Below are 24,414 nucleotides of genomic sequence, written 5' to 3'. Positions count from 1 at the left end.
CGGATGCCAACTACCTTTTCCCGTACGGAGGATGGCATCCGGTATTCGCTCCTCAGCCGACCGGCTCCGAGCGCTGTAGCGTCCCCGTGATCCCGCCCGAGTCCTGCCCGGCCAGCCGTACCGCGGCCCGGCCCATCGCCTCCGGCGGCTCCACCATCTCCGGCGGGATCTCGCGGCCACCGCCCGCCGCCTGCCACCCCTCCGTGAGGACGATCCGGGACGGGGCCAGGCAGTTGACGGCGATGTTGTCGGCACGAAGGTCGGTGGCGAGCCCGAGGTAGAGCCGTTCTACGGCCGCCTTGGACACCCAGTACGCGTTGGCACCCCGGTCGGTCATCCCGACCCCGCTGGTCGTCACGGCCACCAGCGAACCGCCGCCGCGCTCCCGGACGTACGGGATCACGGCCTTGGTGACGAGGAAGACGCCCGTCAGATTGACGTCCAGGCACAGCTGCCAGCGTTTGAGCGGTGTGGACTCGACGGGGCCGAGCCACAGCACCCCGGCATTGGCGATCAGGATGTCGATGCCGCCGAACTCGCCGACGGCCGACGCCACGGCCGCCTCCACCGACTGTTCGCTGCTGACGTCGCAGGGCACCGCGAACGCCCGGCCGCCCGCCTCCGTGATCGCGTCGGCGACCGAGTGGATCGTCCCCGGCAACCGGCCCGCCTCCTCGGACCGCGCGGCCACCGCCACCGACGCCCCGGCCTCCGCCAGAGCGACGGCGACGGTCCGCCCGATGCCCCGGCTCGCGCCGGCGACGAACGCGACCTTCCCCTTCAACGACCCACTCCCGCCGCTCACTTGGGCGGGAACCTGAGTGCTCCGTCGAGGCGGATGACCTCGCCGTTGAGATAGCCGTTCTCGCAGATGTGCTCGACGAGCGCCGCGTACTCGGGGGAGCGGCCCATCCGCCGGGGATGCGGAACCTGGGGACCCCAGTAGGCCTCCAACTGGTCGCCCGCCTTGCCGTAGGCCGGAGTCAGGAAGGTGCCCGGGGCGATGGTGACGACCCGGATGCCGAGCGGGGACAGGTCACGGGCGGCCACCAGGGTCATGCTCACGACCCCGCCCTTGGCCGCAGCGTAGGGGAGCTGGCCGATCTGGCCCTCGTACGCCGCGATCGAAGCGGTGTTGACGATGATCCCTCGGTCGCCGTCATCCGTCGGTTCCTGCTTGGCGATGGCGGCGGCGGCCAGGCGCAGCACGTTGAAGACGCCGGTCAGATAGACGTCGATGGTCGTCCTGAAGCCGTCGAGGCTGATGGGTGTGCCGTCCTTGCCGATCAGCCTGCCGCCGCTCGCCGGGCCGCCGTGGCAGTCCACCGAGATCCGTAGCGGTCCCGCCGACTCGGCCTCGGCCAGCGCCGCCAGGACATCGTCCTCGCTGGTGGCGTCCGTCCGGACGTAGCGCACGCCGAGCTCCTGCTCCAGCGCCTTGCCCTTCTCGTCGGCGAGGTCGGCGACGACCACCTTCGCTCCCGCCGCGTGCAGTCGGCGGACGGTGGCTTCGCCCAGACCTCCCGCCCCGCCGACGACGACTGCCGAGCTGCCACTGATCTGCATCAAGGTTTTCCTCTCTTGCAAGCAGGGCTCTAGTCAGATGAGAATAGCATTCTCATGAATATAACCACGCTTCTGGAGATGGCGAGCTCGGCCGGAGACCGGGTGGTGGTGACGGCGGACGACCGTTCCCTGACCGCCTCGGAGTTGCTGGACCGCGCCCGGGCCGCCGCACACCGCTTCCGGCGCCGTTCGGCCGTCCTCTATCTGGGCGCCAGCCATCTCGCCTACCCCGTCGCCCTGTTCGGCGCGGCCCTGGCGGGAGTTCCTTTCATCCCCCTCAACTACCGCCTCGGTGAACACCAGTTGGCCCGACTGCTGGGCCGCCACCCGGGTGCCCTGGTACTGAACCCGGCCGACCTCGACGAACTCCTGTCAGCCGCGCTGGAGATGGGCGAGGGCGACGACGAGCCGGCGCCGCAGGACCAGGACGCCGTTGCCGTGGTGCTCTACACCAGCGGGACGACGGCCGAACCCAAGGCGGCGCTCCTGCGCCACCGCCACCTGCTCGCCTACGTGTTCAACACCCAGGAGTTCGGGTCCGCCGAGCCCGACGCCGCGACACTCGTGGCGGTGCCCCCGTACCACGTGGCCGGTCTGATGAACCTGCTCACGAACCTCTACTCGGGGCGCAGGATCGTGTACCAGTCCGCCTTCGACGCGCCCGAGTGGCTGGCCACCGTCCGACGCGAGCGCGTCACCCACGCGCTGGTCGTCCCGACGATGCTCGCCCGGATCGTCGCCGAGGTCCGTGAGGGTGCCACCGCGGGGACACCGACGCTGCGCAGCCTCGCGTACGGCGGCGCCCGCACCCCGCGACCCGTCGTCGAACGGGCGCTGCGGGCCTTCCCGGACACCGGTTTCGTGAACGCGTACGGACTGACCGAGACCACGTCCACGATCGCCGTCCTCGGCCCCGACGACCACCGCCAGGCGCTCCTGTCCGACGAACCGGCGGTGCGCGAGCGGCTCGGTTCGGTGGGGCGCGCACTGCCGGGCGTCGAGATCCAGATCCGCGGTGAGGAGACCGACGAGCTGGTCCAAGTCGGCGGTACAGGGCTGGTGTTCGTGCGCGGTGAACAGATCTCCGGCGAGTACGGAGGACACGGTGCCGCTCTGGACGCCGGTGGCTGGTTCGCCACCCGGGACCGCGGGCGGCTCGACGCCGACGGCTATCTGTTCATCGAGGGGCGTGCCGACGACACCATCATCCGGGGCGGCGAGAACATCGCCCCGGCCGAGATCGAGGACGTCCTCCTCACCCATCCCGGCATCGTCGAGGCGGCGGTGCTCGGACTGCCCGACCCCGAGTGGGGGCAGCGGATCGTCGCCGTGCTCGTCGGGCAGGGCGACCCGGACGAGATCCTCGCCTGGGTCCGGGAACGCCTGCGCTCCGCCAAGACCCCCGACACCGTCGTCTTCCGCGCCGAACTGCCGAAGACCGACACCGGAAAGCTGCTGCGCCGCACCCTGCTCGCCGACCTGGAGGCCACCCATGCCTGAAGCCGTCATCGTGTCCGCCCTGCGCACTCCCGTCGGCACCGCCTTCAAGGGCACGCTGCGCGACACCACGGCCTTCGACCTCGCCCACCACATCGTCGCCGCGGCAGCCGCCACCGACGGCGTGGACGCGTCCCTCATCGACGACATCGTCCTCGGAGAGGGCCTGTACGGCGGCGGAGTCATCGCCCGGCATGCCGCGCTGACGGCCGGCCTCACCTGGGTGCCCGGCCTCGCTCACAACCGGCACTGCGCGGCAGGCCAGGCCGCTGTCCAGAGCGCGGCGGCGAGCATCCGCGCCGGCATGGACGAGCTTGTCATCGCCGGCGGAGTCAACTCGGCCTCCACCTCGCCGCGTTCGGTGACCAAGGCCGACGGGGAGTGGGAACCCTGGATGTCACCGACCCACCCCGCCCGGCCGGACGCCCCCAACACCGACATGTCGATCACTGTCGGCTGGAACACGGCCGTCCGGGCGGGTCTGAGCCGCGCCGAGATGGACGACTGGGCGCTGCGCTCCCACCGCAACGCCGTACGCGCCATCGACGAGGGCCGCTTCGACGCCGAACTCGTCCCGATCGACACCCCACACGGCCTTTTCTCCGTCGACGAGCACCCGCGACGCGACACGAGCGCGGAGAGGCTGGCAGCGCTCAAGCCGCTGCATCCGGAGATCGAGGGCTTCAGCATCACGGCAGGCAACGCGGGCGGTGCGAACGACGGCGCCGCGGCCCTGGTCATCGCCAGCGACCGCCTCGGCCTCCCGGCTCTCGGCACGGTCCGGTCGTGGGCGTCCGTGGGCGTCGACCCCGCCGACATGGGTCTCGCCCCGGTGACCGCGATCCCCAAGGCCCTGAAGCGCGCGGGGCTTTCACTCTCCGACGTCGACCTCTACGAGATCAACGAGGCGTTCGCCGCCGTACCCGTGGCCGCTGTCAAGCAACTCGGCCTCGACCCGGACCTCGTCAACGTCAACGGCAGCGGCTGCTCGCTCGGTCACCCGGTCGCCGCCACGGGCGCCCGGATGCTGGTCACCCTCGTGCACGAACTGCGTCGGCGCGGCGGCGGGATCGGCGTCGCCGCCATGTGCGCGGGCGGGGGGATGGGCTCGGCGACGGTGATCGAAGTACCGGCACCGTGACGTGAGTTGACGGCCGTCGGCTATGTGAAGCGAAGCAGGGCTTCCTGGGCGTACGAGGCGACCAGGGAGCCCCCTTCGGTGAGTACGTCACCGCGGCCGTAGCAACGGCCGTGCGCCACAAGGGGACTGTGCTGGCGCAGGAGCAGCCAGGCGTCGGTCCGGAAGGGCCGGTGGAAGCGGACGGTGTGCGCCGTCACGGCCGACGTGAACACCGTGTTCGCATCGTGCTGACCGATCCCCTCGACCTGGCGCAGCGCAGTGCCGATGAGGCTCAGATCGGTGGCGTACGCCGTGAGGGCGGGGGCCAGTTCGGGGCCGACGGCCGGGGTGCGCATCCAGAGCTCGTACTCGGGCGTTTCCGACTTGGGCGTGTCCAGGGCGCTGGCCGCGCGGGTGTCCCAGGGCAGCAGATCCAGATCCACGGAGTACTCCTCGCCGGGTACGGCGGGGACGTGGAACGGCGTCTGGTGGTCGGGGCCGTCCTCGACGGCGTGCATCGACACCGAGGCGGTGGCCATGACGCCGGGGGACTGACGGGCGATGATCCCCAACGTAGCGAAGGTTCCGCCCTCGTGATGACGCGACACCTCGTAGCGGACGGGCTCGTCGGGCCGACCCGCGCGGGCGAAGAGGGCGTGTACGGACTTCACCGCCTTGTCCGGGGAGGCGAGTGTGGCCGCCCGGACGAACTGGCCGAGCAGTTGGCCGCCGAACAGCCGGTGATAGCCGAGGCGTTGATTGGCTCCCTCGAACTCCGAGTCCCCATCGGCAGGACGGAGGTCGAGGCACGCGAGGAGGTCACTCCAGAGATCCGTCACAGGGGCTCCCAGATACCGGACAGAGAGGGGACAGAGGTGAGAGACGGCTGTCAGAGTTGCACCAGCCGTGGCGCCGACCGCCTCTCCCGTACGAGCGCCCCCGCCTCCCGTGTCAACTCCCGTGCGCTGCCCAGCAGTCCGTCCAGCACCAGCGCCCGCCGGACATGCCGGTGCAGATCGTGCTCGGCGGTGAAGCCGATCCCGCCCAGGACCTGCTGACAGTTCCGGGCCGCAGTCAGCGCGGCCCGCCCGGCCGCGGCCTTGGCCAGCAGCGCGCCGAGGTCGTCGTCGGCGGCCACGAGGGTCGCCTCGGCGCCGTCCAGGGCGACGAGTGTCTCCGCGAGCCGGTGCCGTACGGCCTGGAAGGAAGCGAGGGGCCGGCCGAACTGGGTACGGTCCAGCACATGCGAGCGGGCCAGCGCGAGCATCGCCCGCCCGGTGCCCACCAACCACCAGCCGAGCGCCAGCCGACCCGCACCGAGCGGAATCGGCTCCCCAACAGGGCCGACCTGCAATGGCAGTTCATCGTCGAGAGAGATACCCGGCGTCCCACTCCCGCCGCGCTCCCACACCACCCACGAGCCGCCTGTGTACGGCAGCGCTGGCGTGCCCCCGAGCGGCAGACCCGCCGCGTGCAGCATCACGTCGTTGAGGAGCGAGGCATGGGCGCCCGTCTCGCCGAGCAGCCGGAACGCGAGCGGGACCGCGGCCTTGGGCGCCTCCACCAGCAGGTCGGACCAACCGAGGTCGCTCAGTGCCGAGTCGAGCGCCGGACCTGTCGCCGTCGCCATCGTCTTGCGGAGCGTCTCGGCCAGCAGGTCCCGTTCGGCGGCGTCCACGGCTACTCCTTCCCCAGGTTCAGCAACCGGCGCGCGATGATGTTCCGTTGGATCTCGGCGGTGCCGCCGTAGATGGTCGCCGCGCGTGAGTACAGGTACTCCGACCGCCAGGGCGTCTCGGTCAGCTCCAGAACGCCGGGCAGCAAGTCCCGTACGGTGTCGAAGAGTTGTTGCTCCGCCGTGGCCAGCAGGACCTTGTCGACGGAGGTCTCCGGGCCCAGGTGCTCCCCTTCCGCCAGGCGTCGCTGCGTCGCGTGGGAGCGGCAGCGGGCTGTGTGGAGGGCGAGATAGGCGGCGCCGAGGGCGTCGTCGTCCTGGGCGGAGTCGGGTGCGGGCGCCTGTTCCAGCAGACGATCAAGTCGGGTGTAGAGATGGGCGATCCGGTGCCAGAAGCATGTGGAGCGCTCGTGCGGGAGCAGGTCCATCGCCAGCTGCCAGCCGTCGCCCGGGCGGCCCAGCATCCGGTCGCCGGGGACGACCGCGTCGTCGAAGAACACCTCCGCGAACTCGTCCACCCCGTGCATGGTGCGCAGCGGCCGGACGGTGATCCCGGGGGTGTCCATGTCGACGAAGAAAGCGGTGATGCCCGCATGGCCGGGGGCTGTGCGGGTGAGCAGGACGCATCGGGCGGAGTACTGGGCGAGGCTCGTCCACACCTTCTGGCCCGTCACCACCCAACTGTCACCTCGAGGGACGGCCCTGGTGGTGAGCGAGGCCAGGTCGCTGCCGGAACCCGGTTCCGAGAAGCCCTGGCACCACTGTTCCCGTCCGCCGAGCAGCAGCGGGACCATCTCGGCGGCCAGCTCCGGACGCGCGTACGAGATCATCGTCGGGGCCAGAACCTCGACCATGGAATAGATCCCGGGCTCGGCCAGGCCTCTGGTGGCGACCTCCTCGCCGAGCACCGCGCGCAGTACGGCCGGCCCGCCGAGCCCCCTCACCTCGGCGGGCCATCCGTACCGCATCCACCCCGCCTCGTACAGCGCGCGCCGGATCCGGGCGAGCTGCGCGACCTGCGCGTCGAGCGAGTCGTCGGGGCCGGGGGAGAGGTCGTTCGTGTCGAGCCAGCGCCGCAGGTCCGTGCGGAACTCGGTGACGTTCATGTCCCGGGGCGCTGATAGGCGTGCGGGCGGCCCGAGTCGTGCGCGCCGCTGCGGCGGATGAACGTCATGGCGCGGGTGCGCAACCGCCAGCCGTCGGCGGTGCGCACGTAGGTGTCGTTGTAGTAGCCGATGCGCAGGTCGTGGGTGGTGTGGTCGACGAAGCACAGAGGCTGCGTGCCGGACGCGGAGTTCTCGTCCCTGCCCGGCTCGACAACGGCCGTCCCGGTGAGGAAGAGGCCCTTGGGCGCCGCCGCGACCAGTGCCGGGAACTCGTCGAGGGCGTAGGTGTCGCCGAAGGCGCTGTAGGTCCCGTCGGGAGTGAAGACCGCGAGCACGCCGTCCAGGTTCCCCTGGGTGATGTACACCGCGTACCGGGCCAGCAGTTGCTGGATCTCCATCAGGTCGTCAGTGGACACTGAGAATTCCATTCTCTAAAAGAGAGCGGAAGGTTCTCACGGAGGCCGCGAAGACGTCAACGGTCCCGCCGCAGCTTCGAGAAGTCCCAGCTCACCACCTTCTCCGCCGTCACCCGCAGCCATGCGTGCCGCCCGTCGTACGGGAAGTCCCGGCCGTCGGCATACTTGTCCGCGAACAGGCGTTCGGGCTCCCGGAGTTCATCCACAGGCGCCCCTTTCCGGGGCGTCTCGCCGACCACCTCCACACGGCCCCTCAGCTCCACGCCTCGCAGTCGGGTGAAGTCGGAGCCCCCGTCGTCCACGATCACGCTGAGCCGCGGGTCGCGGTCCAGGTCGGTCCAGCGCTGGCTGCGGACCAGCGAGTTGAGCCACAGGGCCGCTCCGTCCCACACGAACCACAGGGCGCTGGTATGAGGGGCGCCGTCCGCTCCGACGGTAGCCGCCCGGCATACGGGCCGGGTACGCAGGAACGCGTCCCGCTCCGGCTCGGTCATGGCGATCGCGGTTCCCCTGCGCTGTCCGGTCATCGTTTCTCCCAGGCTTGTCGGAATGCTTGATTCTCTCCAATTGAGAAGCTAGTTTCCACCCTCAGAGAGGGGACCACTCCGTCGGCCGACCCCGACATCGAGTGACGGCGCGTCATGGACCAGTTCCTCACCTTCGGCATCGTCGGCCTCAGCACTGCCGCGATCTACGCGGTCATCGGCAGCGGCCTCGTACTCACCTACACCACCACCGGCGTGTTCAACTTCGCGCACGGCGCCGCGGGCATGCTCTCGGCCTTCACCTACTGGCAGCTCTCCGTCGGCTGGGGGTGGCCGGTTCCGGTCGCACTGGCCGTCGTACTGCTCCTGCTCGCCCCGGCGTTCGGGCTCCTCGTCGAGCGGTTCATCCTGCGGCCCGTGCAGGCGCTCGGCGAAGCGGAACGGCTGGTGATGACGGTCGCGCTGCTCAGCGGACTCATCGGGGTCGCCCGCTGGATCTGGGACCCGAACGTGGCCCGGCCGCTGCCCGCCTTCTTCGCCGACCGGACCCCCTTCCACATCGGCCCTGCCGCCGTCACCTGGCACCAGGCCATCACCATGGGTGTGGCCCTCGCGGTCGCCGCCGGACTGCGCGTCCTGCTCTACCGGACCCGCGCCGGCGCCGAGATGCGTGCCACCGTCGACGACCGCGCACTCGTCGGGCTCACCGGCGCCGATCCCGTACGGGCCAACAAGGCAGCCTGGATCATGGGCACCCAACTCGCCGCACTCGGTGGCATATTGATCGCACCGAGCGTCACCCTCGATGCCGCGCAGCTCTCCCTCCTGATCGTCAGCGCCTACACCGCCGCCGTCTTCGGCCGACTGCGCAGTGTGCCGCTCACCTTCATCGGGGCAGTCGTCATCGGCTGCACGGAGAGCTATCTGACCGGCTACCTGCCGCAGAACGACTACCTGCCAGGCCTGCGCCTCGCCGCGCCCGCCCTGCTCCTGTTCATCGCTTTGCTGGTGTTCCCGCACCGGCGGCTGCGCGGACGCGACCGGCGGCTGGCCCCGGTCCCAGTACCCACTCCACGCGGCACGCTGGTATTCGCTGTGGTGACCGTGGCGTTCGGAGTCGTGCTGGCATCGATGCTCGGCGAGGCCGACCTCATCACCTACGGACCGATCTTCTCGCTCGGCGTGGTGGCCCTCTCGTACGTCCCCCTGACCGGTTACGCGGGCCAGATCTCCCTGTGCCAGCTGAGCATGGCCGGGATCGGCGCGGTCGTGTGGGCGCACTTCGGCGCTCATGGGCAACTGTGGGCGCTGGGCCTGGCGGTTCTGGTCTCGGCGGTCGCCGGGGCGCTGATCGCGCTCCCCGCGCTGCGGCTGTCCGGCGTGTACCTGGCGCTGGGGACCGCCGCCTTCGCCGTCGTACTCGACCGCTGGATCTTCACCCTCCCCGCCTTCCACGTGTTCGGCATCGAGGTCGCACTGTTCGACCAGGGCTCGGTGGAAGTGACCGGGCCCTCGCTGTTCGGGCTACGACTGGACAGCGGGGAGGAGTTGATGGTGCTCGCCGCGGTCTGTCTCGCCCTCGCGTCGATCGGCGTCGCGGCGCTGCGGCGGGGCCGGTTCGGGCGGCGGCTCATCGCCCTGCGTGACAGCGAGGCCGCATACGCCACGCTCGGCGGCAACCTGCTCGTCGCCAAGGTGCTGGTGTTCGCGCTGGCCTCGGGGATCGCGGGCCTCGGCGGCGCGCTCTACGGAATGCAGCAACGGGCCATCACACCGGACCAGTTCAACCTCGTGGCCGGGCTGCCGATCTTCCTGGTCGCGGTGATCGGCGGCCTCGGCGCGGTCGGCAACGGACTGTTCACCGGTACGGCGCTCATCGGACCGACCAACGCGCTGGTCGCCGTCGCGCCCGCGCTGCAGAATCCGGTCGCCCTGCTGCCGGCCCTCGCCGGTATGGGCCTCGGCAAGAGCCCCGACGGCATCTCGGCCCACTTCCGGCGCCAGTGGGAGCCGCTCGGCCGCGACCGCATCGCGCTCACGGCACTCGCCGCCTGGCTGGCCACGGCCTGGCTGCTGCGCCTGGGCGACGTCATCAACGGCTGGACCTTCCTCGGCGGAGCCGTCGTCGTGGCCGTCGCACTACGGACATGGGCGAGCGTCAGGCAGGCCCCGGCGGCCGAGCCGGAGATTCCGGTCGAGTGGTGGGGCGTACGGCGTGACTGGCGCCCGGAGGACGGGGAGGTGCTGGCCCGTGGCGTCGCTGCGAGTTAGTGGAGTGACGGTTTCCTTCGGCGGGAACCGGGCGTTGGACGGGGTCGGTATGACCGCCGAGCCCGGCCGCGTCACCGGGCTCATCGGGCCCAACGGGGCAGGGAAAAGTACCCTGTTCGACGTCGCGTCCGGGCTGCGCAGACCGTCCTCGGGACGGGTCTTCCTCGGCGACCGGGACGTCACCAGGCTGCGTCCCTCCGCCCGCGCGCACTGCGGACTCGCCCGCACGTTCCAGCGGCTGGAGCTGTTCGGCCGGCTCAGCGTCCGCGACAATCTGCTCGTCGCCGCCGAACTCGGACCCGAACGGCCGCGCGCGGTCGCCGTCGTCACGGAGATCCTCGACCGGCTGGGCCTCACCGGCATCGCCGACACCGCCCCCGACAGTCTGCCCACCGGTGTCGGCCGCCTCGTCGAGGTCGGCCGGGCGCTGGCCCTGCGCCCCAAGGTGCTCCTGCTCGACGAACCCGCCGCCGGACAGGACGGCGAGGAGACCGAACGCTTCGCCGCTCTCCTGCGCTCCCTCGCCGACGACGGCACCGCGGTCGTCCTCGTCGAACACGACATGAGTCTCGTCATGAGCGTCTGCGACGACGTGTACGTCCTCGACCTCGGGAAGGTCATCGCCGTCGGCCCGCCCGAGGTGATCCGCAACGACGAGACGGTCCTAGCCGCCTATCTGGGGGACGCGTGAACGCGCTACTCGAACTGCGCGGCATCCGCGCCGCCCACGAACGGATCACCGTCCTGCACGGAGTCGATCTGAGCGTCGCCGCAGGCGAGGTGGTGGCGCTGCTCGGCCCCAACGGCGCTGGAAAGACGACCACGTTGAGCATCGCGGCGGGCGTCCACCCGCCGGAGTCCGGGCAACTCCTCCTTGGCGGGCGTGACATGACGGGAGCCGCTCCGCGCGACCTGGCCCGCGCCGGAGTGTGCCTGATCCCCGAGGGCCGCGGGGTGTTCCCCAACCTCTCGGTGCGCGACAACCTCCTGATGATGACCTACACGGGCCGCAGCCGGGCCGAGGTCGAGGAAATCGCGTTCAGCCGCTTCCCCGTCCTCGCCCGGCGTGCCTCGCAGGCGGCCGGCACCATGTCAGGCGGCGAACAGCAGATGCTCGCCCTGGCACGAGGGCTCGCCACGGACCCGGCCGTCCTGCTTCTCGACGAACTCTCCATGGGACTCGCCCCGTTGGTGGTCGCCCGCCTCTACGAACAGGTCGCGGAGATCGCCCGCCAGGGTGTGGCCGTACTGGTCGTCGAGCAGTTCGCCGCCGCCGTCCTCGACATCGCCGACCGTGCCGCCGTACTCGTGCGCGGCCGGATCCAACGGCAGGGCCACCCCGACGACGGGTTGCGCGCCGAACTGTCCGCCCTCTACCTCGGGAGTTCCGCATGACGTCCACCGAGCCACGTGCGGACCGCTTCGTCCGCGAACTGACCGAACTGAAGATCCCCGACCCGGCCGCCGCCCGTTCCGGGCTCTGGCTGCGCCTCGGCGGAACCCTGATGGCACTCGGCCTGATCCTCGGCGCCTCCGGCTACCTGGTCGCCCACAACACCCTCGACCCCCTCGTCCAGAACGACGGTCTCGCTCTGGGCCTCGCCGGAATCGCTGCCGGAGTTGTGGGCTCGGCGCTGTTCCTGCGCTACTCCCTCACCGGCTTCCTGCGGTTCTGGATGGCCCGCCAGTCGTACGACGTCAGCCTCCTCGCCGAACGACTGCGCGACCAGGACCGGCTGCACGACCCGGAGTGACTCCGGCCCCGCGATCACCCGCGTGACCTCGACCGTCCGCTCGAAAGGGACCCTGGCCATGACCACTCCGGCACCGACGCTGCGCCCCGGCAACCAGCTCGCCAGCACCGCCTGCGGCACCCGTGTGGTCGTGATCCGGGCCTCCGCCGACGCGCAGCCCCAACTCACCTGCGCGGGCGCGCCCATGGTGCCCGCCGCCTCCGCCCCCCAGGTCAAGGACACCGGCTCGGGCACCCTCGTCGGCAAGCGGTACGTGGACGCCACGGGCACCCTCGAACTGCTCTGCACCGCCTCCGGAGCGGGCGAACTGGTCTGCGACGGCGCTCCGATGACCGTCAAGGCGGCCAGGCCGCTGCCCGCGTCGGACTGAACCGAGCCCCTGTCAGAAGAGGAGTTGTCATGGCGCAGGACGACCTGGTCCTGACCGAACGGGTGGGCAGCGTCCTTGTGGCCACGATGAACCGGCCCGAGGCGCGAAACGCCCTGAACCCAGAGCTGCTTCACGAACTGTCGACAGCCCTCAAGGAGGCGGACGCCGACCCTGCCGTCCGGGCGATCGTCCTCACCGGGGCGGGCCCGGCCTTCTGCGCCGGCATGGACCTGAAGGCGTTCGCACGCGGCGCCCGCTTCGACAGCCTGCTCTGGTTCTACCGTGAGGGCGTCACCACCCCGGTCGTCGCGGCGCTCAACGGGTCGGCGGTGGCCGGCGGCTTCGAACTCGCTCTGGCCTGCGACCTGGTGGTAGCCGCCGACACCGCGTCCCTGGGCATCGCCGAGGTCAGACGCGGCCTCTTCGCGGCCGGTGGCGCCACCACCCTTGCCGACCGCATCCCGCTGGCCGTTGCCTTGGAGATGGGCCTCACGGGTGAACTGGTCACGGCGGCCAGGGCCTGGGAGATCGGTCTGGTGAACAGGGTCGTCCCGGCCGAGGAAGTCCGCGCGGAGGCACTGGCCCTCGCCGAACGGATCGCACAGAACGGCCCGTTGGGCGTCGCCATGACCAAGAAGCTGATGCGGGAACGCCGCCTGGCCGAACCGTCGGAGATCGAGTCGGTGTTCCGCAGCGCCGACGCGACAGAGGGAGCGAGGGCGTTCGCGGAGCGCAGGCCCCCGGTGTGGACGGGAAAGTGACGGGGCAGGGCCCCTTCAGGGGCGCGGGGAACTGCGCGACCAGCCACCGACTGCCCGCAGACTCAATACCGCACATCGCACAGAGCGCTCAGTCCCCCTGAACAACCTCGTCGACCAACCCCCACCGAAGCGCATCCTCAGCTCCCAGCGCCTCCCCCGACAACGCCAAATACGCCGAACGCTCCCTCCCGATCCGCAGCGGCAGGCTGGCTGTGCCGCCCGCGCCCGGAATCAGTCCCATCCCCACTTCGGGCAGCCGGATCACTGTGTCCGGCGTCGCCCGCACCCGTCCCGCGAACGCGGTGAGTTCGATGCCCGCCCCGATGCAGGCGCCGTGCAGATGTGCCGTGACCCGCGCACCGCACCGCTGGAGCAGGGCGGCGGGACTGCGGTGGACGCGCACCATATGGGCCTGTGCGGGATCCCTGGCCGAGCCGAACTCGCTCAGGTCCCCGCCGGCGCAGAAGGCCGGCCCGTTGCCGTAGAGGTCGACGCGGGTGATCGACGGGTCCAGTACGGCGACTTCGAGCGCCTCGCACAGGGCGTCCCGCGTACCGGCGTCCATGGCGTTGCGGGCCTGCGGCCGGTCGAGGGTGATGGAGAGGCTGTCACCGTCACGGGCCAGGGCGACCGGCTCAGCGCAGGGGCGTGGTGTACGAGCGGGCGCCGAGTCCAGCCAGGCGTGGAAGGCAGCCGATGCCTGGAGCGTCGAATAGGCGAGCGACTCGGCCACCAGACGGTCGGGTGGCGCCAGCGCGGGTCCCATCCGCAGCACCTGCGTCAGGGCGACCGAGGCGGCGGGACGGTCCGCGACGATCTCCGCCAGACGGCGGGCCGTGGCGTACGGGTCGGCGCAGCTCACCCAGGGGCGTGGTGGGTCGGGCTCGCTGGTGAGGAGGATGTCGAAGCGTGCGTCGGCCGCGATGGGTTTCTCCGCGATGCCTACGAGCACCCGCCCGGTCACTCCAGTCGTTCCTAGGCCCAGGCCGAGGCCGAGGTCGGGACTCGGTCCACGGTCGAGGTCGACGAGGACGAAGGGGGAGGGCAAGGTCACGACCGGAGTGTAATTTGGGGCTACCTCGGAGGAGAAGGGCGTTTGGCCATTGGAGAATGACGCTCTCGACAGCTGGATGGGGTCGGTCGAGCCGTACCTGTCTCCGCTGGTCTCGGTCGCGAAGGAGTTCACCGCTCTCACGGGCGTGTCCGTCGACCTGCCCGCGGCCCTTTTTCTCCGCGCCCGGCTGATGGGCCACGCCCTCCCGGGCCGGTCGTCGGCCGGCGGCTCCTGTCACCTCCTCGAAGCGGCCGACGGCTGGACCGCGGTGAACCTCGCCCGTCCCGACGACCTGGCCGCCGTACCGGCTCTCGTCGCCCTCCTGAACGGGGTGGCGGGCGAACCGCTTCAGAGGGTGGTGCGCCGGGCCAAGGCCGCCGAAGTGGCAACAAGCGCACAACTGTTGGGGATCGCGGCCTCGGAGCACGCCTCCGTGAGCGGGCCCCCGGTACGGACCGAGCGTCTCGGCGAGCAGCGCGTACGCGACACAGCCGCCCTGCGTGTCGTCGACCTGTCGGCCCTCTGGGCGGGCCCCTTGTGTGCGCGCCTTCTGGGGCTGGCGGGCGCCCAAGTGGTGAAGGTGGAGAGCGTGACCCGCCCGGACGGTGCCCGTGTCGGGTCGCCCGCGTTCTACCGCTGGCTGCACGAGGGGCACGACAGTCTGGTGCTGGACTTCGCCTCGGGCGCGCTCGCCGAGGTGATCGCGGGGGCGGACATCGTCATCGAGGCGTCCCGGGCGCGGGCGCTGCGCCGGCTCGGGGTCCACGCCGAGGAGTTCCTCGCCGCCCGGCCGGGCCGGGTCTGGGTGAGCATCACCGGTTACGGCAGGGACGACGACCGTATCGCGTTCGGCGACGACGCCGCCGCCGCGGGCGGCCTGACCGGCGTCGACGCTCACGGCGACCCCGTGTTCCTGGGCGACGCGCTCGCCGACCCGGTCACCGGCGTCTACGCCGCCCATGCCACGGCCCGTTCCCTCGCCACCGGAGGCGGCGAACTGCTGAACCTCGCCATGTCGGCCTGCGCCGCCTCCCTGGTGCCGTCGCCGTGCTGATCAGGAACGTCGAGATCCAGGGCGCCGGGCGAGCGGACGTACGTGTCCGGGACGGGCGTATCGCCGAGATCGGAGAGCGGATGGACGGGAGAAGTGGGCGAGACGGGAGAGACGACCCCGACCTCATCGACGGGCGCGGCGGCGCCTTGCTTCCCGGCCTCCACGACCACCACATCCACCTCGCGGCGCTGGCCGCCGACGCCGCGTCCGTCCGGGTCGGCCCGGTAGATGTCGCCGGCCGGTACGGACTCGCCGCGGCCCTGCACGGTGGGGCGCCCGGCGAGTGGGTGCGGGCCGTCGGCTACCACGAGAGCGTCGCGGGCGACCTCGACCGATGGGCCCTCGACGACCTCGTGCCGGACCGGCCGGTCCGCGTCCAGCACCGGACCGGCGCGCTGTGGGTGTGGAACAGTGCCGCGCTGCGGGCGGCCGGTCTGGAGACGGAGTCGGGCGACGGACGGTTCTGGCGGGAGGACGAACGGTTGCGTGGACATGTACCGCCCGTGCGGCTGGATCTGGAGGGTGTGGGGAGCAGGGCGGCGGCGCTCGGTGTCACGGGGTTCACCAACGCCGATCCGCACCCGGCGGGCGGTCTCCTCGACCTGCTGTCGGTGCTGCCGCAGCGGCTGCTCGTCATGACGGTCGACGCGCCCGTGAAGCTGATGCTCGACGACGCCACCCTGCCCGCCCCGGCCGAACTCGCCGTCCGGATCGCGTCGCTCCGGCCACGCCCGGTGGCCGTCCACTGCGTGACCCGGGTGCAGCTGCTCGTGACCCTCCTCGCCCTGGACGAGGCCGGCCCGGTCGACGGCGACCGCATCGAGCACGCATCCGTCGTCCCGGCCGAGACGATCCCCTGGATCAAGCAGCTCGGCGTGACAGTCGTGACCCAGCCGCACTTCCCCGCCGAACGCGGCAACGCCTACGCCACCGACGTGGACCCCGACGACCGCCCCCACCTCTACCGCTGCCGGTCCCTGGCCGACGCGGGCATCCCACTCGCCGCCGGCACCGACGCCCCCTACGGAACCCATGACCCGTGGGCGGTCATGCGGGCCACCGTCGAACGCACCGGGGGAGAGGCCCTGAACGCGGAAGCGGCCCTGAACCTGTTCACCGGGGAGCCCCGACACCCCGCCAGGCCAAGGCGATTGGCGGTCGGCGAGGTCGCCGACCTGTGCCTGCTCCACGTACCCCTGCGGGAAGCACTCGACGCACTGACAGCCGACACCGTCAGGGCGGCGTTCGTAGCCGGAGACCGCATCACCGCACCCGAATGAGCAGGCGCGAGTGAAGGGACGCGTCAGACGCTGTACCCACCGTCCACCCCCAACGCCTGCCCCGTGATGAACCCCGCGCGCTCCGAGGCGAGGAACGCCACCGCCTCCGCGATGTCCTTCGCTGCCCCGAAGCGGCGCAACGGGATGTTGCGCCGGGTGATCGAGAGCGCGGCCTCGTCCAGTTCCCCGGAGGCGATCAGACGGCCCGCGATACCGTCGTTGAGCATCCCGGGCGCCACACAGTTCACGCGGACCCCGTACCGGCCCTCCTCCGCCGCGAGCGCCCGGGCCACCGCCTCGACGGCGCCCTTCGTGCCCGCCGACAGCCCGTCCCGGACCGGGTAACGGCGGGTGGCCACCGTCGTCACGGCGACGATGCTGCCCCGGGTCTCCCGCAGCCTCGGCAGCGCGGGATGGACCAGACTGAAGAACGCCACGGCGTCCGCGTCGAGTTGGGCACGGTACTCGCTCGGCGTCACCTTGCTGAGATGCCTCATCGGTACGTGGGGACCGGCCGCGTACACGACCGTGTGCAGCCCTCCGAACACCTCGTCGGCCTCGCCCACCGCCTCCGCCGTGGCCATCTCGTCCCCCAAGTCCAGCCGCAGCGCCAGGACTTGACGGCCGTATGCCTTCACCTCGCCGGCGATCGCCACCGCTGCCGTCTCGTTGGCTCGGTATGTGAACGCCACGTCGCTGCCCCGCTCGGCCAACATCCGTACGATCTCCGCGCCGATGCCACCGGTACCGCCCGCGACGAACGCGGCGCCCGTCCGGCCCTCGAAATCAGCTGTCCCGGACATCCGGCATCACAGTCCCAACGACTTGGCGATGATGACCTTCATGACCTCGCTCGTCCCGGCGTAGATACGGGTGATGCGCGCGTCCGTGTAGAGCCGGGCGATGGGGTACTCCTGCATATACCCGTATCCGCCGAAGAGTTGAAGACATCGGTCGACGGCCCGGGCCTGCATCTCCGTGCAGAACAGCTTGACCTTCGCCGCGTCGGCGCCGGACAGTTCACCGTCGACGAGTTCGAGGACAGCGCGGTCGAGCATCATCTGCGCCGCCTCCAACTCGGCTGCCACGGCGGCGAGTTCGAACTTCGTGTTCTGGAAGGCGGCGACCGGCTTCCCGAAGACCCGGCGCTCCTTGACGTACTCGACCGTCGTATCGAGGGCGGCCCGCGCCTGCGCGACCGATCCGACCGCCACGGTCATCCGCTCCTGCGGCAGGTTGTGGCCGAGGTAGCCGAAGGCCGCACCCTCCTCGCCGAGCCGGTTGGCGACCGGGACACGTACGTCGTCGAAGGCAAGCTCGACCGTGTCCTGCACTCTGATGCCCATCTTCTTCAGCACCCGGCCCCGCGTGAACCCCGGCATGCCGTCCTCGACGACCAGCAGGGTCAGCCCCGCGCGTCGGTCGTCGGGATCGGTGGCCGTCCGGGCCACCACGACCACCAGGTCGGCGAGCAGCCCGCCCGTGATGAAGGTCTTCGCCCCGTGGAGGACGTACGAGTCGCCGTCCCGGACGGCGGTCGTGCGGATGCCCGCGAGGTCGGAGCCCGTACCGGGTTCCGTCATGGCGACGGCCGTGAGCAACTTGCCGGCGGCGAGGCCGGGGAACCAGCGGGCGCGCTGCTCCTGGTCGGCGTAGGTGAGGAAGTAGGGCAGGACGACGTCGAGTTGGGTGCGTACCGTACCCAGGGTGACCAGCGCGCGGGCCGCCTCCTCCTGGAGGACCACGTTGTAACGGTAGTCGTCCAGGCCCGCACCGTCGAACTCCTCGGGGACGGACATGCCCAACAGGCCTAGTGAGCCGAGCTGTTCGAAGAGTTCCCGGGGCAGTCGCCCGGCCTCCTCCCAGTCGGCGTAGTACGGCACCACCTCGTTGGCCACGAAGTCCCGGACGAGCCCGCGGAACGCCTCGTGGTCGGGCGTGAAGATCTCTCTGCGCACAACTGCTCCCGTCAGGAGGCGAGTTCGACGAGAGTGGCATTCGCTGTGCCGCCGCCCTCGCACATGGTCTGCAGGCCGTGGCGCAGGCCGCGCTCCCGCATGTGGTGGATCATGCGGGTCGCTCGGGCGGCGCGCGCAGGACGAGGGCGGACAGGTCGGCCGGGTGGACGCCTGCGAGGCCGCCGTCGCGCTTCCCGACTGGGCTGCGCCCCGCCGTCACGATCACCGCTTCACGCACTACGGCCTCCTGACCGAAGGGGCGCCAGGCGCCGCCGAGTCGGTGGTCTCCGGGCCGGTCCCGGTTCCCACTACCGACCACCGCCCGTCGAAGGACGGCTCCCGCTTCTCCGCGAACGCCGTGAACGCCTCCGACACGTCCGCCGTGGCGAAGTTCACCCCCTGGGCGCGGGCCTCGTTCGCGAGCGCGTCCCGCAGCGTGCGGTCGGCACCCTCGTTCAGCAGTGCCTTGGTCTGCGCGAGCGCGACAGGCGCACCCACCACCAGCCGCGCCCCGAGTCCGTCCACGAAGGAATCCACCTCGTCCGCCGCCACCACCCACGTCACCAGCCCGAGCGCCCGGGCCTCCTCGGCACTGATCGTCTCGGCGAGCAGCGCGAGCCGCTTGGCCTGCTGCAACCCGACCAGCTTCGGCAACAGCCAGGAACCCCCCAGGTCCAAGGACAGCCCGCGCCGCGCGAAGATCTGCGAGAACCGTGCCTCCGGCGTGGCCACGACCAGATCGCACCCGAGCGCGAGATTCCACCCGGCCCCGACCGCGACACCGGTCACCTTGGCGATGGTCGGCACCGGCAACTCGTGCAACGCCAGGGCGACTTCGCTCAACGTCCGCATCCGGTACAGGGGATGGACGCCGCTGACCCCGCCCGAGATGTCGGCCCCCGAGCAGAACGCGCCCCCGGCCCCCGTGACCACCAGCGCCCGCACGTCGCGATCACGTCCTGCGTCCGTCAACGCGTCTCGCAACGCGGCCCACAACTCGGCGTCGATGGCGTTCTTCCGGCGCGGCCGGTTGAGCGTCAGCGTCCGTACGCCGTCCCGGTCGTCGCACAGCAGCACAGGCGCTGCGCCGCTCACGTCGCCACGCCCTCGCCAGTATCCGTGTCCGGGTCCGTATTCTTGCCCGTCTCCTCGCCCTGACCGTCGATGCCCAACTCGGCGAGTACGGCCGCCGTGTGCTCACCGAGCGCCGGGATCGCGCCCATCGGCTGCTCGTAGCCCGAGATCACCGGCGGCGGAAGCAGTGCGGAGATCGGCCCGTACGGTGTCTCGACCTTCCGCCACCGGTCACGCGCCTTCAGATGCGGATGCGCGACCACCTCGCTCGGCGTGTTGAACCGCGAGTTGCCGATCCCGGCGGCGTCCGCGCTGCTCTGTACGTACGCCAGCTCGTGGCGGGCACACCAGGCGCTGATCTCGGCGTCCAGGACGGCCCGGTGGGTGACCCGGCCGGGCGTGGTGGCGAACCGCTCGTCGTCCGCCAGGTCGGGCCTGCCCAGCAACTCCCGTGCGAACCGCTGCCATTCACGGTCGTTGGTCGTCCCGAGGACGACGGTGTGACCGTCGGCCGTGGGATACGCCCCGTACGGTGCCACCGCCGGCGAACCCATGCCCCAGGGCTGCTGGTCGACGCCCGAGTGCTGGGTGTACGTCAGCGGATAGCCCATCAACTCCGTCATGGTGTCGAACAGACTCACCGCGACCGACGCCGGTCCGCCATGCCGCCCACGCCCCCGCTCGTACAGCAACGCCATGATGGACATGGCCGCGTACAGTCCGGCGCACACATCGGCCATCGGCGGTCCGGGTTTGGCCGGTGCCCCGGGCAGACCCGTCACCGCACACGCCCCCGCCTCGGCCTGGACGAGCAGGTCGTAGGCCCGCTTGTGGGAGAGGGGGCCGCCAGGACCGTACCCGTCGATCTCGACCGCGATCAGCTCCGGATGCCGTACGGCCAGGTCGGCGGGAGCGATGCCCAGTTTGGCCGTGGTGCCGGGGGTGAGGTTGGAGACGAGGACGTCCGCGTGGGCGAGCAGCCGGTGCAACACCGCCATTCCCGCAGGGGACTTGAGATCCAGAGCCACCGACTCCTTGCCCCGGTTGATCCACACGAAGTGCGCCGAGAGACCGTTCACCACGTCGTCGTAGTGCCGGGCGAAGTCGCCGCCCTTCGGGTTCTCCACCTTGATCACCCGGGCGCCGAAGTCGCCGAGGGTACGGGTGCACATGGGAGCGGAGACAGCCTGCTCCAACGTCACCACCGTGATGCCGTCGAGCGGCCCGACGGCCCCGGCCGGAACGGCTTCGTCGGCCATGTCAGGCCTTCGCTTCGAAGCGGGTGCGCAACTCGTCCTTGAGGACCTTTTGGCTGGCGTTGCGCGGGAGTTGGTCGCTGAAGCGGACATGGCGCGGCACCTTGAAGTTGGCCATGTGCTCGCGCGACCACTCGACGATGTCCTTCTCGCCGACCTCGTACCCCTCCTTCGGGACGACGAAGGCACAGCCGACCTCGCCGAGCCGCTCGTCGGGCACACCGATCACGGCGACCTGCGCTACGGGCTCGTAGGCCAGCAGCAGCTTCTCGATCTCCGCCGGATAGGCGTTGAATCCGCCGACGATGTACATCTCCTTCTTCCGGTCGACGATCGAGAGATTCCCGTTCCCGTCGAGCCGCCCTATGTCCCCGGTGTGCAGCCAGCCCTCGTCGTCGATCGTGACGGCGGTCGCCCCGGGGTCGTCCCAATAACCTCGGGTGACGTTGTATCCCCGTACGAGGATTTCTCCGTCCTGTCCCGCCGCGAGTTCCTGACCTGTCTCGTCGACGATCCGTACCTCGACGTCCGGAATGACCCGCCCGGTCGTGCGGGCCACCGTCTCCTCGGAATCGTCGACACAGGTGGTCGTCACCAATGCGGAGGCTTCGGTGAGCCCGTACGCGCTCATCACGATGTCGAAGGACAAATCCGACTTCATGGCGCGGATCAGCGACTCCGGAATGGTGGTGCCGCCCGTCATGGAAACCCGGAGCGACGAAAGATCGTGTCCGGAGCGGTCAGGGTGGTTGATCAGGTCGTGGAAGATCGTCGGTGGGCCCAGGAGAATGCTCACACGTTCTCTTTCGATGATCTCCAACGCCTTTCCGGGATGGAACACCGGCATCGGAATGACCGTCACCCCGTGCAGGAAGGAGGCCAGCCAGCCCGCCTTGTAGCCGAAGCAGTGGAAGAACGGCGGGATGACGAGAAAGCTGTCGCCGCGCCGGAACGTGTACTCCTCGGCCATCCAGCCGTAAGCTCGCAGCGACTGGCCGTGGGTGAGAATGACGCCCTTGGGATGGCCCGTCGTGCCGGAGGTGAACATCACGTCGGAGATGTCGTCCGGGGTGAGCCGCCCGACAACCTCCTCGGCCGTGGCGGCGGGGACTTCCTCACCGGCCCGCAGGAATTCGGTCCACGACAGATCCGCGGCACCCTTGGCACCGAGAACCGACACCGTCCTGCGGAGCGCCGGAAGATCGGGGTCGTGCCGCAACAGCTCGGCGATGTAATCGCTGCCTAGGAAAGGGGCCGCGAAAACCGCCTTCGCTCCAGACTTGCGCAGAATGTAGGAGATCTCGCCCGCCTTGAAGCGTGTGTTGAGCGGGACGACGACACCTCCCGCACCCTGGATGCCGAGTGCGGCGAAGATCCATTCGGCGGAATTGGGCGCGCAGAGCCCTACCCGGTCACCCTCCTCGATCCCCAGCGCGACAGTGGCTCTCACCGCCTCCGTCATTCGCTGTTCCAGCTCGCGGAAACTCCATCGGAGGTCCTCGTCGATCAGTGCGATGTCGTCTCCGAAGCGCTCGGCGGCCAGCCTGATGGCATGGGGAATGGTCAGGAATTCTTCGTCGTATCGCATCGAGAAGGCTCCAGTGCTCAAGGCCGGCCGGACGAAGGCAGATGCAGGACCCGTTTCGCGATGATGTTCCGCTGGATCTGGGAGGTACCGCCGTACACCGAAGCGGCCCGCGAATAGAGGTACTCGCCGAACAGCTCGCCGCCGTCCTCGGCCAGCTGCTCCGGGAACACCTTGAGCGCCGTCTCGTACAGGCGCTGTTCGGCCCTCGTCATCAGGAGCTTGTCGACGGACGACTCGGGTCCGGCGACCTGCCCGCCCAGGCGCTCGGCGGTACGGCGCCGGGCATGCGCCACCAGGACCTCGTAGTCCACGTAGCACTGCCCGATCTCGGAACGCAGTCCGTCCGGGAGTGTGTCAGCGCGCTCCCGGACGGTGGACCGCAGACGTTCGACGAGCAGGCCGTACTTCGACAGATGGCCGGTGTCCAGGGCGTTGCGCTCGTACGACACCGTCGTCATCGCCAGCGGCCAGCCGTCGCCCTCGGAGCCGACCCGTTCGGACTCCTCCAGGCGGACGTCGTCGAGGAACAGCTCACAGAACTCGTCGTCTCCGTTGGCGGCCCGCAGCGGCCGGACGGTCACGCCCGCGCGGTCCAGAGGCAGCGCGAACGCCGTGACCGAGCGGTGCGGCGAGCCCTCGCGGTCCGTGCGGGCAAGGAGCAGGCACAGGTCGGAGTACTGGGCGTAGCTGGTCCAGAGCTTCTGGCCCCGGACCACGTAGTGATCGCCCCTGCGCTCCGCGAAAGTGCTCATCCCGGCGAGGTCCGAGCCCGCGCCCGGCTCGCTGAACCCCTGGCACCACACCTCGTCGCCCGCCAGCATCCTCGGCAGCATGCGCAGGCGCTGCTCCTCGGAGGCGAACTCCAGCAGGGCGTGGGCGAGATAGCCGATCCGGGGGACGCCAGGGGCGCGGCAGGAGCCCGACTCGTCGCTGATCGCCACCTGGTGAAGTGCCGTCAGGCCACGGCCGCCGTACCGCTCCGGTACATCGAGGCCTACCCAGCCACCGGAGTGCAGCTGGCGGTGCCAGCGACGCAGGAAGACGGGCACCGGTTCGTCCAAGTGCCGTTCAGGGAGCGGGTGTTCGGCCAGCCATGCGCGGAACCGTATCCGGAGCCGATTCAGGTCGGCCGGGTCGCCGAAGTCCAGCGGGGTGTCGGTCATCGCACCGCCTCCGGTTCGGCCAGCACCGTCAGCAGATCGGCCGTCGTGGCCAGGACCGTGGCGCCCACGCGGACCTTGCGCAGATACAGGTGCGCGATGTGTTCCCACGTCTGCGCGATCCCGCCGAACACCTGCGTACCGGCGTACACCGCCTCCACCGCCGACCTGTTCACCTCGGCCTTCGCGACCCGCGCGGCGGCCAGCGCCCGTTCCGGCGGTTCGTGGTCGAGACACCAGGCGGCGTACCGGGTCGCGCTCGCACAGGCCTCGACGAGCACGGTCGCGTCGGCGAGCAGATGCTGCACCGACTGGAACGACCCGATCGGCCGCCCGTACTGGGCGCGTTCCCGCGCGTACTCCACGCTCTGTGCGACGAACGACCGAGCCGCACCAACGAGTTCGGAGGCCACGACGGTCAACGCGTACGCCTGCCAGTGCCGGTGTCCGGCCGTATCGAGCCGTCCCACCACGCGCCCTGAGGGCTCCGCGATACGGATCGCGCGCAACAGGTCCACGCTCGGTGCCGCCGGACCCAGCCCGGCCGCGGTCACCGTCCCGTCGGGCAGCACGCACAGCGCCTCGTCCGCGCCCTCGCTGTCCCAGGCGACGAGCGGGGAGGAGCTCGCGGCGGGGAAGCGAAGGTCGCGGCCGAGGGCGATCGTCGGGGTCCGGCCCGGCGCCGCCGGTGTCCCCAGCAGGCGGAGGAGTTCCGGGGCGAGCAGGACCGTACCGAGGAGGGAGGTGGGCAGTGGCAGGCTGCCGTGTTCCTCGGAGAGCAGCGCGCACTCCTGGACGGTGGCGGCCGGGGGAGTGGCCCGGCGCAGTTCACTCAGCCCCAACTCGCCCAGTGCCTCCTGCGCGGCGGCGCCGGCCGAGGGCTTGACGTCGTCGGCGGACCCCACGCGGAACCGGGCGGCGAACGAACGCAGCTGGTCGCGTACGAGCACGAACTCCTCGGTGTCCACG

At 70.7% G+C, this 24,414-nt stretch carries 26 protein-coding genes; 10 read left to right on the top strand and 16 right to left on the bottom strand.

The genetic code is table 11. The features are described 5' to 3' along the window. Positions 1–52: 52 nt before the first annotated feature. Complete coding sequence (locus G3I71_RS06115) at positions 53–784, bottom strand: SDR family NAD(P)-dependent oxidoreductase (protein WP_203729460.1); 732 nt, start codon at positions 782–784, stop codon at positions 53–55. Between the two features lie 17 nt (positions 785–801). Continuing rightward, on the bottom strand, positions 802–1,566 hold the full coding sequence (locus G3I71_RS06110) for an SDR family NAD(P)-dependent oxidoreductase (RefSeq protein WP_164312872.1): 765 nt from the start codon (positions 1,564–1,566) through the stop codon (positions 802–804). Positions 1,567–1,644: 78 nt separating this feature from the next. Between G3I71_RS06110 and G3I71_RS06105 the strand changes: the two genes are divergently transcribed. Beyond that, positions 1,645–3,066, top strand: coding sequence for a class I adenylate-forming enzyme family protein (locus tag G3I71_RS06105; protein ID WP_239148943.1), 1,422 nt, complete (start codon positions 1,645–1,647; stop codon positions 3,064–3,066). Continuing rightward, complete coding sequence (locus tag G3I71_RS06100; protein ID WP_164312870.1) at positions 3,059–4,204, top strand: thiolase family protein; 1,146 nt, start codon at positions 3,059–3,061, stop codon at positions 4,202–4,204. Before G3I71_RS06105 ends, G3I71_RS06100 begins: the two co-directional genes overlap by 8 nt. Before the next feature lie 20 nt (positions 4,205–4,224). Here the strand turns inward: G3I71_RS06100 and G3I71_RS06095 are convergent, their stop codons facing one another. Genes G3I71_RS06095 through G3I71_RS06075 form a run of 5 tightly spaced genes read right to left on the bottom strand, consistent with a single transcriptional unit; the run spans position 4,225 to position 7,907 of the window. Continuing rightward, complete coding sequence (locus G3I71_RS06095; RefSeq protein ID WP_164312869.1) at positions 4,225–5,022, bottom strand: acyl-CoA thioesterase domain-containing protein; 798 nt, start codon at positions 5,020–5,022, stop codon at positions 4,225–4,227. A gap of 50 nt (positions 5,023–5,072) precedes the next feature. Next, on the bottom strand, positions 5,073–5,861 hold the full coding sequence (locus G3I71_RS06090; protein WP_164312868.1) for an acyl-CoA dehydrogenase family protein: 789 nt from the start codon (positions 5,859–5,861) through the stop codon (positions 5,073–5,075). A gap of 2 nt (positions 5,862–5,863) precedes the next feature. Then, positions 5,864–6,964, bottom strand: coding sequence for an acyl-CoA dehydrogenase family protein (locus tag G3I71_RS06085; RefSeq protein WP_164312867.1), 1,101 nt, complete (start codon positions 6,962–6,964; stop codon positions 5,864–5,866). After that, entirely contained in the window at positions 6,961–7,380 is a 420-nt protein-coding gene (locus G3I71_RS06080) for a nuclear transport factor 2 family protein (protein ID WP_343242864.1), read from the bottom strand. Before G3I71_RS06080 ends, G3I71_RS06085 begins: the two co-directional genes overlap by 4 nt. A gap of 56 nt (positions 7,381–7,436) precedes the next feature. Next, positions 7,437–7,907, bottom strand: a complete 471-nt coding sequence (locus G3I71_RS06075) for a pyridoxamine 5'-phosphate oxidase family protein (protein WP_164312865.1) — start codon at positions 7,905–7,907, stop codon at positions 7,437–7,439. Positions 7,908–8,021: 114 nt separating this feature from the next. Here G3I71_RS06075 and G3I71_RS06070 point away from each other — a divergent pair, with 114 nt between their 5' ends. Genes G3I71_RS06070 through G3I71_RS06045 form a run of 6 tightly spaced genes read left to right on the top strand, consistent with a single transcriptional unit; the run spans position 8,022 to position 13,021 of the window. Next, positions 8,022–10,136 (top strand): ABC transporter permease, encoded by a 2,115-nt coding sequence (locus G3I71_RS06070; protein WP_164312864.1) that lies wholly within the window; start codon positions 8,022–8,024, stop codon positions 10,134–10,136. After that, positions 10,081–10,827, top strand: a complete 747-nt coding sequence (locus tag G3I71_RS06065; RefSeq protein ID WP_343242863.1) for an ABC transporter ATP-binding protein — start codon at positions 10,081–10,083, stop codon at positions 10,825–10,827. Before G3I71_RS06070 ends, G3I71_RS06065 begins: the two co-directional genes overlap by 56 nt. Continuing rightward, entirely contained in the window at positions 10,824–11,531 is a 708-nt protein-coding gene (locus tag G3I71_RS06060) for an ABC transporter ATP-binding protein (protein ID WP_164312862.1), read from the top strand. The genes G3I71_RS06065 and G3I71_RS06060 overlap by 4 nt, the downstream gene beginning before the upstream one ends. Next, a complete protein-coding gene (locus G3I71_RS06055) occupies positions 11,528–11,890 on the top strand; it encodes a hypothetical protein (protein ID WP_164312861.1) in 363 nt (120 codons plus the stop codon). Before G3I71_RS06060 ends, G3I71_RS06055 begins: the two co-directional genes overlap by 4 nt. 58 nt (positions 11,891–11,948) lie before the next feature. After that, a complete protein-coding gene (locus tag G3I71_RS06050) occupies positions 11,949–12,260 on the top strand; it encodes a hypothetical protein (protein ID WP_203729458.1) in 312 nt (103 codons plus the stop codon). Positions 12,261–12,289: 29 nt separating this feature from the next. Continuing rightward, a complete protein-coding gene (locus tag G3I71_RS06045; protein ID WP_164312860.1) occupies positions 12,290–13,021 on the top strand; it encodes an enoyl-CoA hydratase-related protein in 732 nt (243 codons plus the stop codon). An 88-nt stretch (positions 13,022–13,109) separates the two neighbouring features. Here G3I71_RS06045 and G3I71_RS06040 read toward each other — a convergent pair whose 3' ends face one another. Next, positions 13,110–14,075, bottom strand: coding sequence for an enoyl-CoA hydratase/isomerase family protein (locus G3I71_RS06040; protein ID WP_164312859.1), 966 nt, complete (start codon positions 14,073–14,075; stop codon positions 13,110–13,112). Positions 14,076–14,124: 49 nt separating this feature from the next. On the opposite strand from G3I71_RS06040, the gene G3I71_RS06035 reads away from it, so the two are divergent. Continuing rightward, a complete protein-coding gene (locus G3I71_RS06035; protein ID WP_239148940.1) occupies positions 14,125–15,129 on the top strand; it encodes a CoA transferase in 1,005 nt (334 codons plus the stop codon). After that, complete coding sequence (locus G3I71_RS06030; protein WP_164312858.1) at positions 15,123–16,409, top strand: amidohydrolase family protein; 1,287 nt, start codon at positions 15,123–15,125, stop codon at positions 16,407–16,409. The genes G3I71_RS06035 and G3I71_RS06030 overlap by 7 nt, the downstream gene beginning before the upstream one ends. 23 nt (positions 16,410–16,432) lie before the next feature. On the opposite strand, the gene G3I71_RS06025 is transcribed toward G3I71_RS06030, so the two are convergent. From G3I71_RS06025 to G3I71_RS05985, 8 genes are all read right to left on the bottom strand, one after another. After that, positions 16,433–17,212: an SDR family NAD(P)-dependent oxidoreductase gene (locus G3I71_RS06025; protein ID WP_164312857.1), complete on the bottom strand. Its 780-nt coding sequence runs from the start codon at positions 17,210–17,212 to the stop codon at positions 16,433–16,435. 6 nt (positions 17,213–17,218) lie between these two features. Beyond that, positions 17,219–18,367: an acyl-CoA dehydrogenase family protein gene (locus tag G3I71_RS06020; protein ID WP_164312856.1), complete on the bottom strand. Its 1,149-nt coding sequence runs from the start codon at positions 18,365–18,367 to the stop codon at positions 17,219–17,221. A gap of 109 nt (positions 18,368–18,476) precedes the next feature. Continuing rightward, on the bottom strand, positions 18,477–18,605 hold the full coding sequence (locus G3I71_RS52240) for a hypothetical protein (protein WP_275409168.1): 129 nt from the start codon (positions 18,603–18,605) through the stop codon (positions 18,477–18,479). Beyond that, positions 18,605–19,462 (bottom strand): enoyl-CoA hydratase-related protein, encoded by an 858-nt coding sequence (locus G3I71_RS06005; protein WP_343242862.1) that lies wholly within the window; start codon positions 19,460–19,462, stop codon positions 18,605–18,607. Before G3I71_RS06005 ends, G3I71_RS52240 begins: the two co-directional genes overlap by 1 nt. Continuing rightward, on the bottom strand, positions 19,459–20,700 hold the full coding sequence (locus G3I71_RS06000; protein ID WP_164312855.1) for a CaiB/BaiF CoA-transferase family protein: 1,242 nt from the start codon (positions 20,698–20,700) through the stop codon (positions 19,459–19,461). Before G3I71_RS06000 ends, G3I71_RS06005 begins: the two co-directional genes overlap by 4 nt. Before the next feature lies 1 nt (position 20,701). After that, a complete protein-coding gene (locus G3I71_RS05995; RefSeq protein WP_164312854.1) occupies positions 20,702–22,285 on the bottom strand; it encodes a FadD3 family acyl-CoA ligase in 1,584 nt (527 codons plus the stop codon). A 17-nt stretch (positions 22,286–22,302) separates the two neighbouring features. Beyond that, positions 22,303–23,448: an acyl-CoA dehydrogenase family protein gene (locus G3I71_RS05990; protein ID WP_164312853.1), complete on the bottom strand. Its 1,146-nt coding sequence runs from the start codon at positions 23,446–23,448 to the stop codon at positions 22,303–22,305. Continuing rightward, a complete protein-coding gene (locus G3I71_RS05985; RefSeq protein ID WP_164312852.1) occupies positions 23,445–24,413 on the bottom strand; it encodes an acyl-CoA dehydrogenase family protein in 969 nt (322 codons plus the stop codon). The genes G3I71_RS05990 and G3I71_RS05985 overlap by 4 nt, the downstream gene beginning before the upstream one ends. Position 24,414 lies beyond the last annotated feature (1 nt).

The sequence above is a fragment of the Streptomyces sp. SID12501 genome, assembly GCF_010550245.1.
GTDB lineage: Bacteria > Actinomycetota > Actinomycetes > Streptomycetales > Streptomycetaceae > Streptomyces.
The sequence above is the reverse complement of the archived record's forward strand: the minus strand, read 5'-3'. Positions and strand labels throughout refer to the sequence as shown.

What these genes read in the sequence shown, in the direction of transcription:
- G3I71_RS06110 (WP_164312872.1), bottom strand. Translation starts at nt 1,566, where the DNA reads ATGCAGATCAGTGGCAGCTCGGCAGTCGTCGTCGGCGGGGCGGGAGGT.
- G3I71_RS06105 (WP_239148943.1), top strand. Translation starts at nt 1,645, where the DNA reads ATGGCGAGCTCGGCCGGAGACCGGGTGGTGGTGACGGCGGACGACCGT.
- G3I71_RS06100 (WP_164312870.1), top strand. Translation starts at nt 3,059, where the DNA reads ATGCCTGAAGCCGTCATCGTGTCCGCCCTGCGCACTCCCGTCGGCACC.
- G3I71_RS06085 (WP_164312867.1), bottom strand. Translation starts at nt 6,964, where the DNA reads ATGAACGTCACCGAGTTCCGCACGGACCTGCGGCGCTGGCTCGACACG.
- G3I71_RS06075 (WP_164312865.1), bottom strand. Translation starts at nt 7,907, where the DNA reads ATGACCGGACAGCGCAGGGGAACCGCGATCGCCATGACCGAGCCGGAG.
- G3I71_RS06070 (WP_164312864.1), top strand. Translation starts at nt 8,022, where the DNA reads ATGGACCAGTTCCTCACCTTCGGCATCGTCGGCCTCAGCACTGCCGCG.
- G3I71_RS06055 (WP_164312861.1), top strand. Translation starts at nt 11,528, where the DNA reads ATGACGTCCACCGAGCCACGTGCGGACCGCTTCGTCCGCGAACTGACC.
- G3I71_RS06050 (WP_203729458.1), top strand. Translation starts at nt 11,949, where the DNA reads ATGACCACTCCGGCACCGACGCTGCGCCCCGGCAACCAGCTCGCCAGC.
- G3I71_RS06045 (WP_164312860.1), top strand. Translation starts at nt 12,290, where the DNA reads ATGGCGCAGGACGACCTGGTCCTGACCGAACGGGTGGGCAGCGTCCTT.
- G3I71_RS06025 (WP_164312857.1), bottom strand. Translation starts at nt 17,212, where the DNA reads ATGTCCGGGACAGCTGATTTCGAGGGCCGGACGGGCGCCGCGTTCGTC.
- G3I71_RS06000 (WP_164312855.1), bottom strand. Translation starts at nt 20,700, where the DNA reads ATGGCCGACGAAGCCGTTCCGGCCGGGGCCGTCGGGCCGCTCGACGGC.
- G3I71_RS05995 (WP_164312854.1), bottom strand. Translation starts at nt 22,285, where the DNA reads ATGCGATACGACGAAGAATTCCTGACCATTCCCCATGCCATCAGGCTG.
- G3I71_RS05990 (WP_164312853.1), bottom strand. Translation starts at nt 23,448, where the DNA reads ATGACCGACACCCCGCTGGACTTCGGCGACCCGGCCGACCTGAATCGG.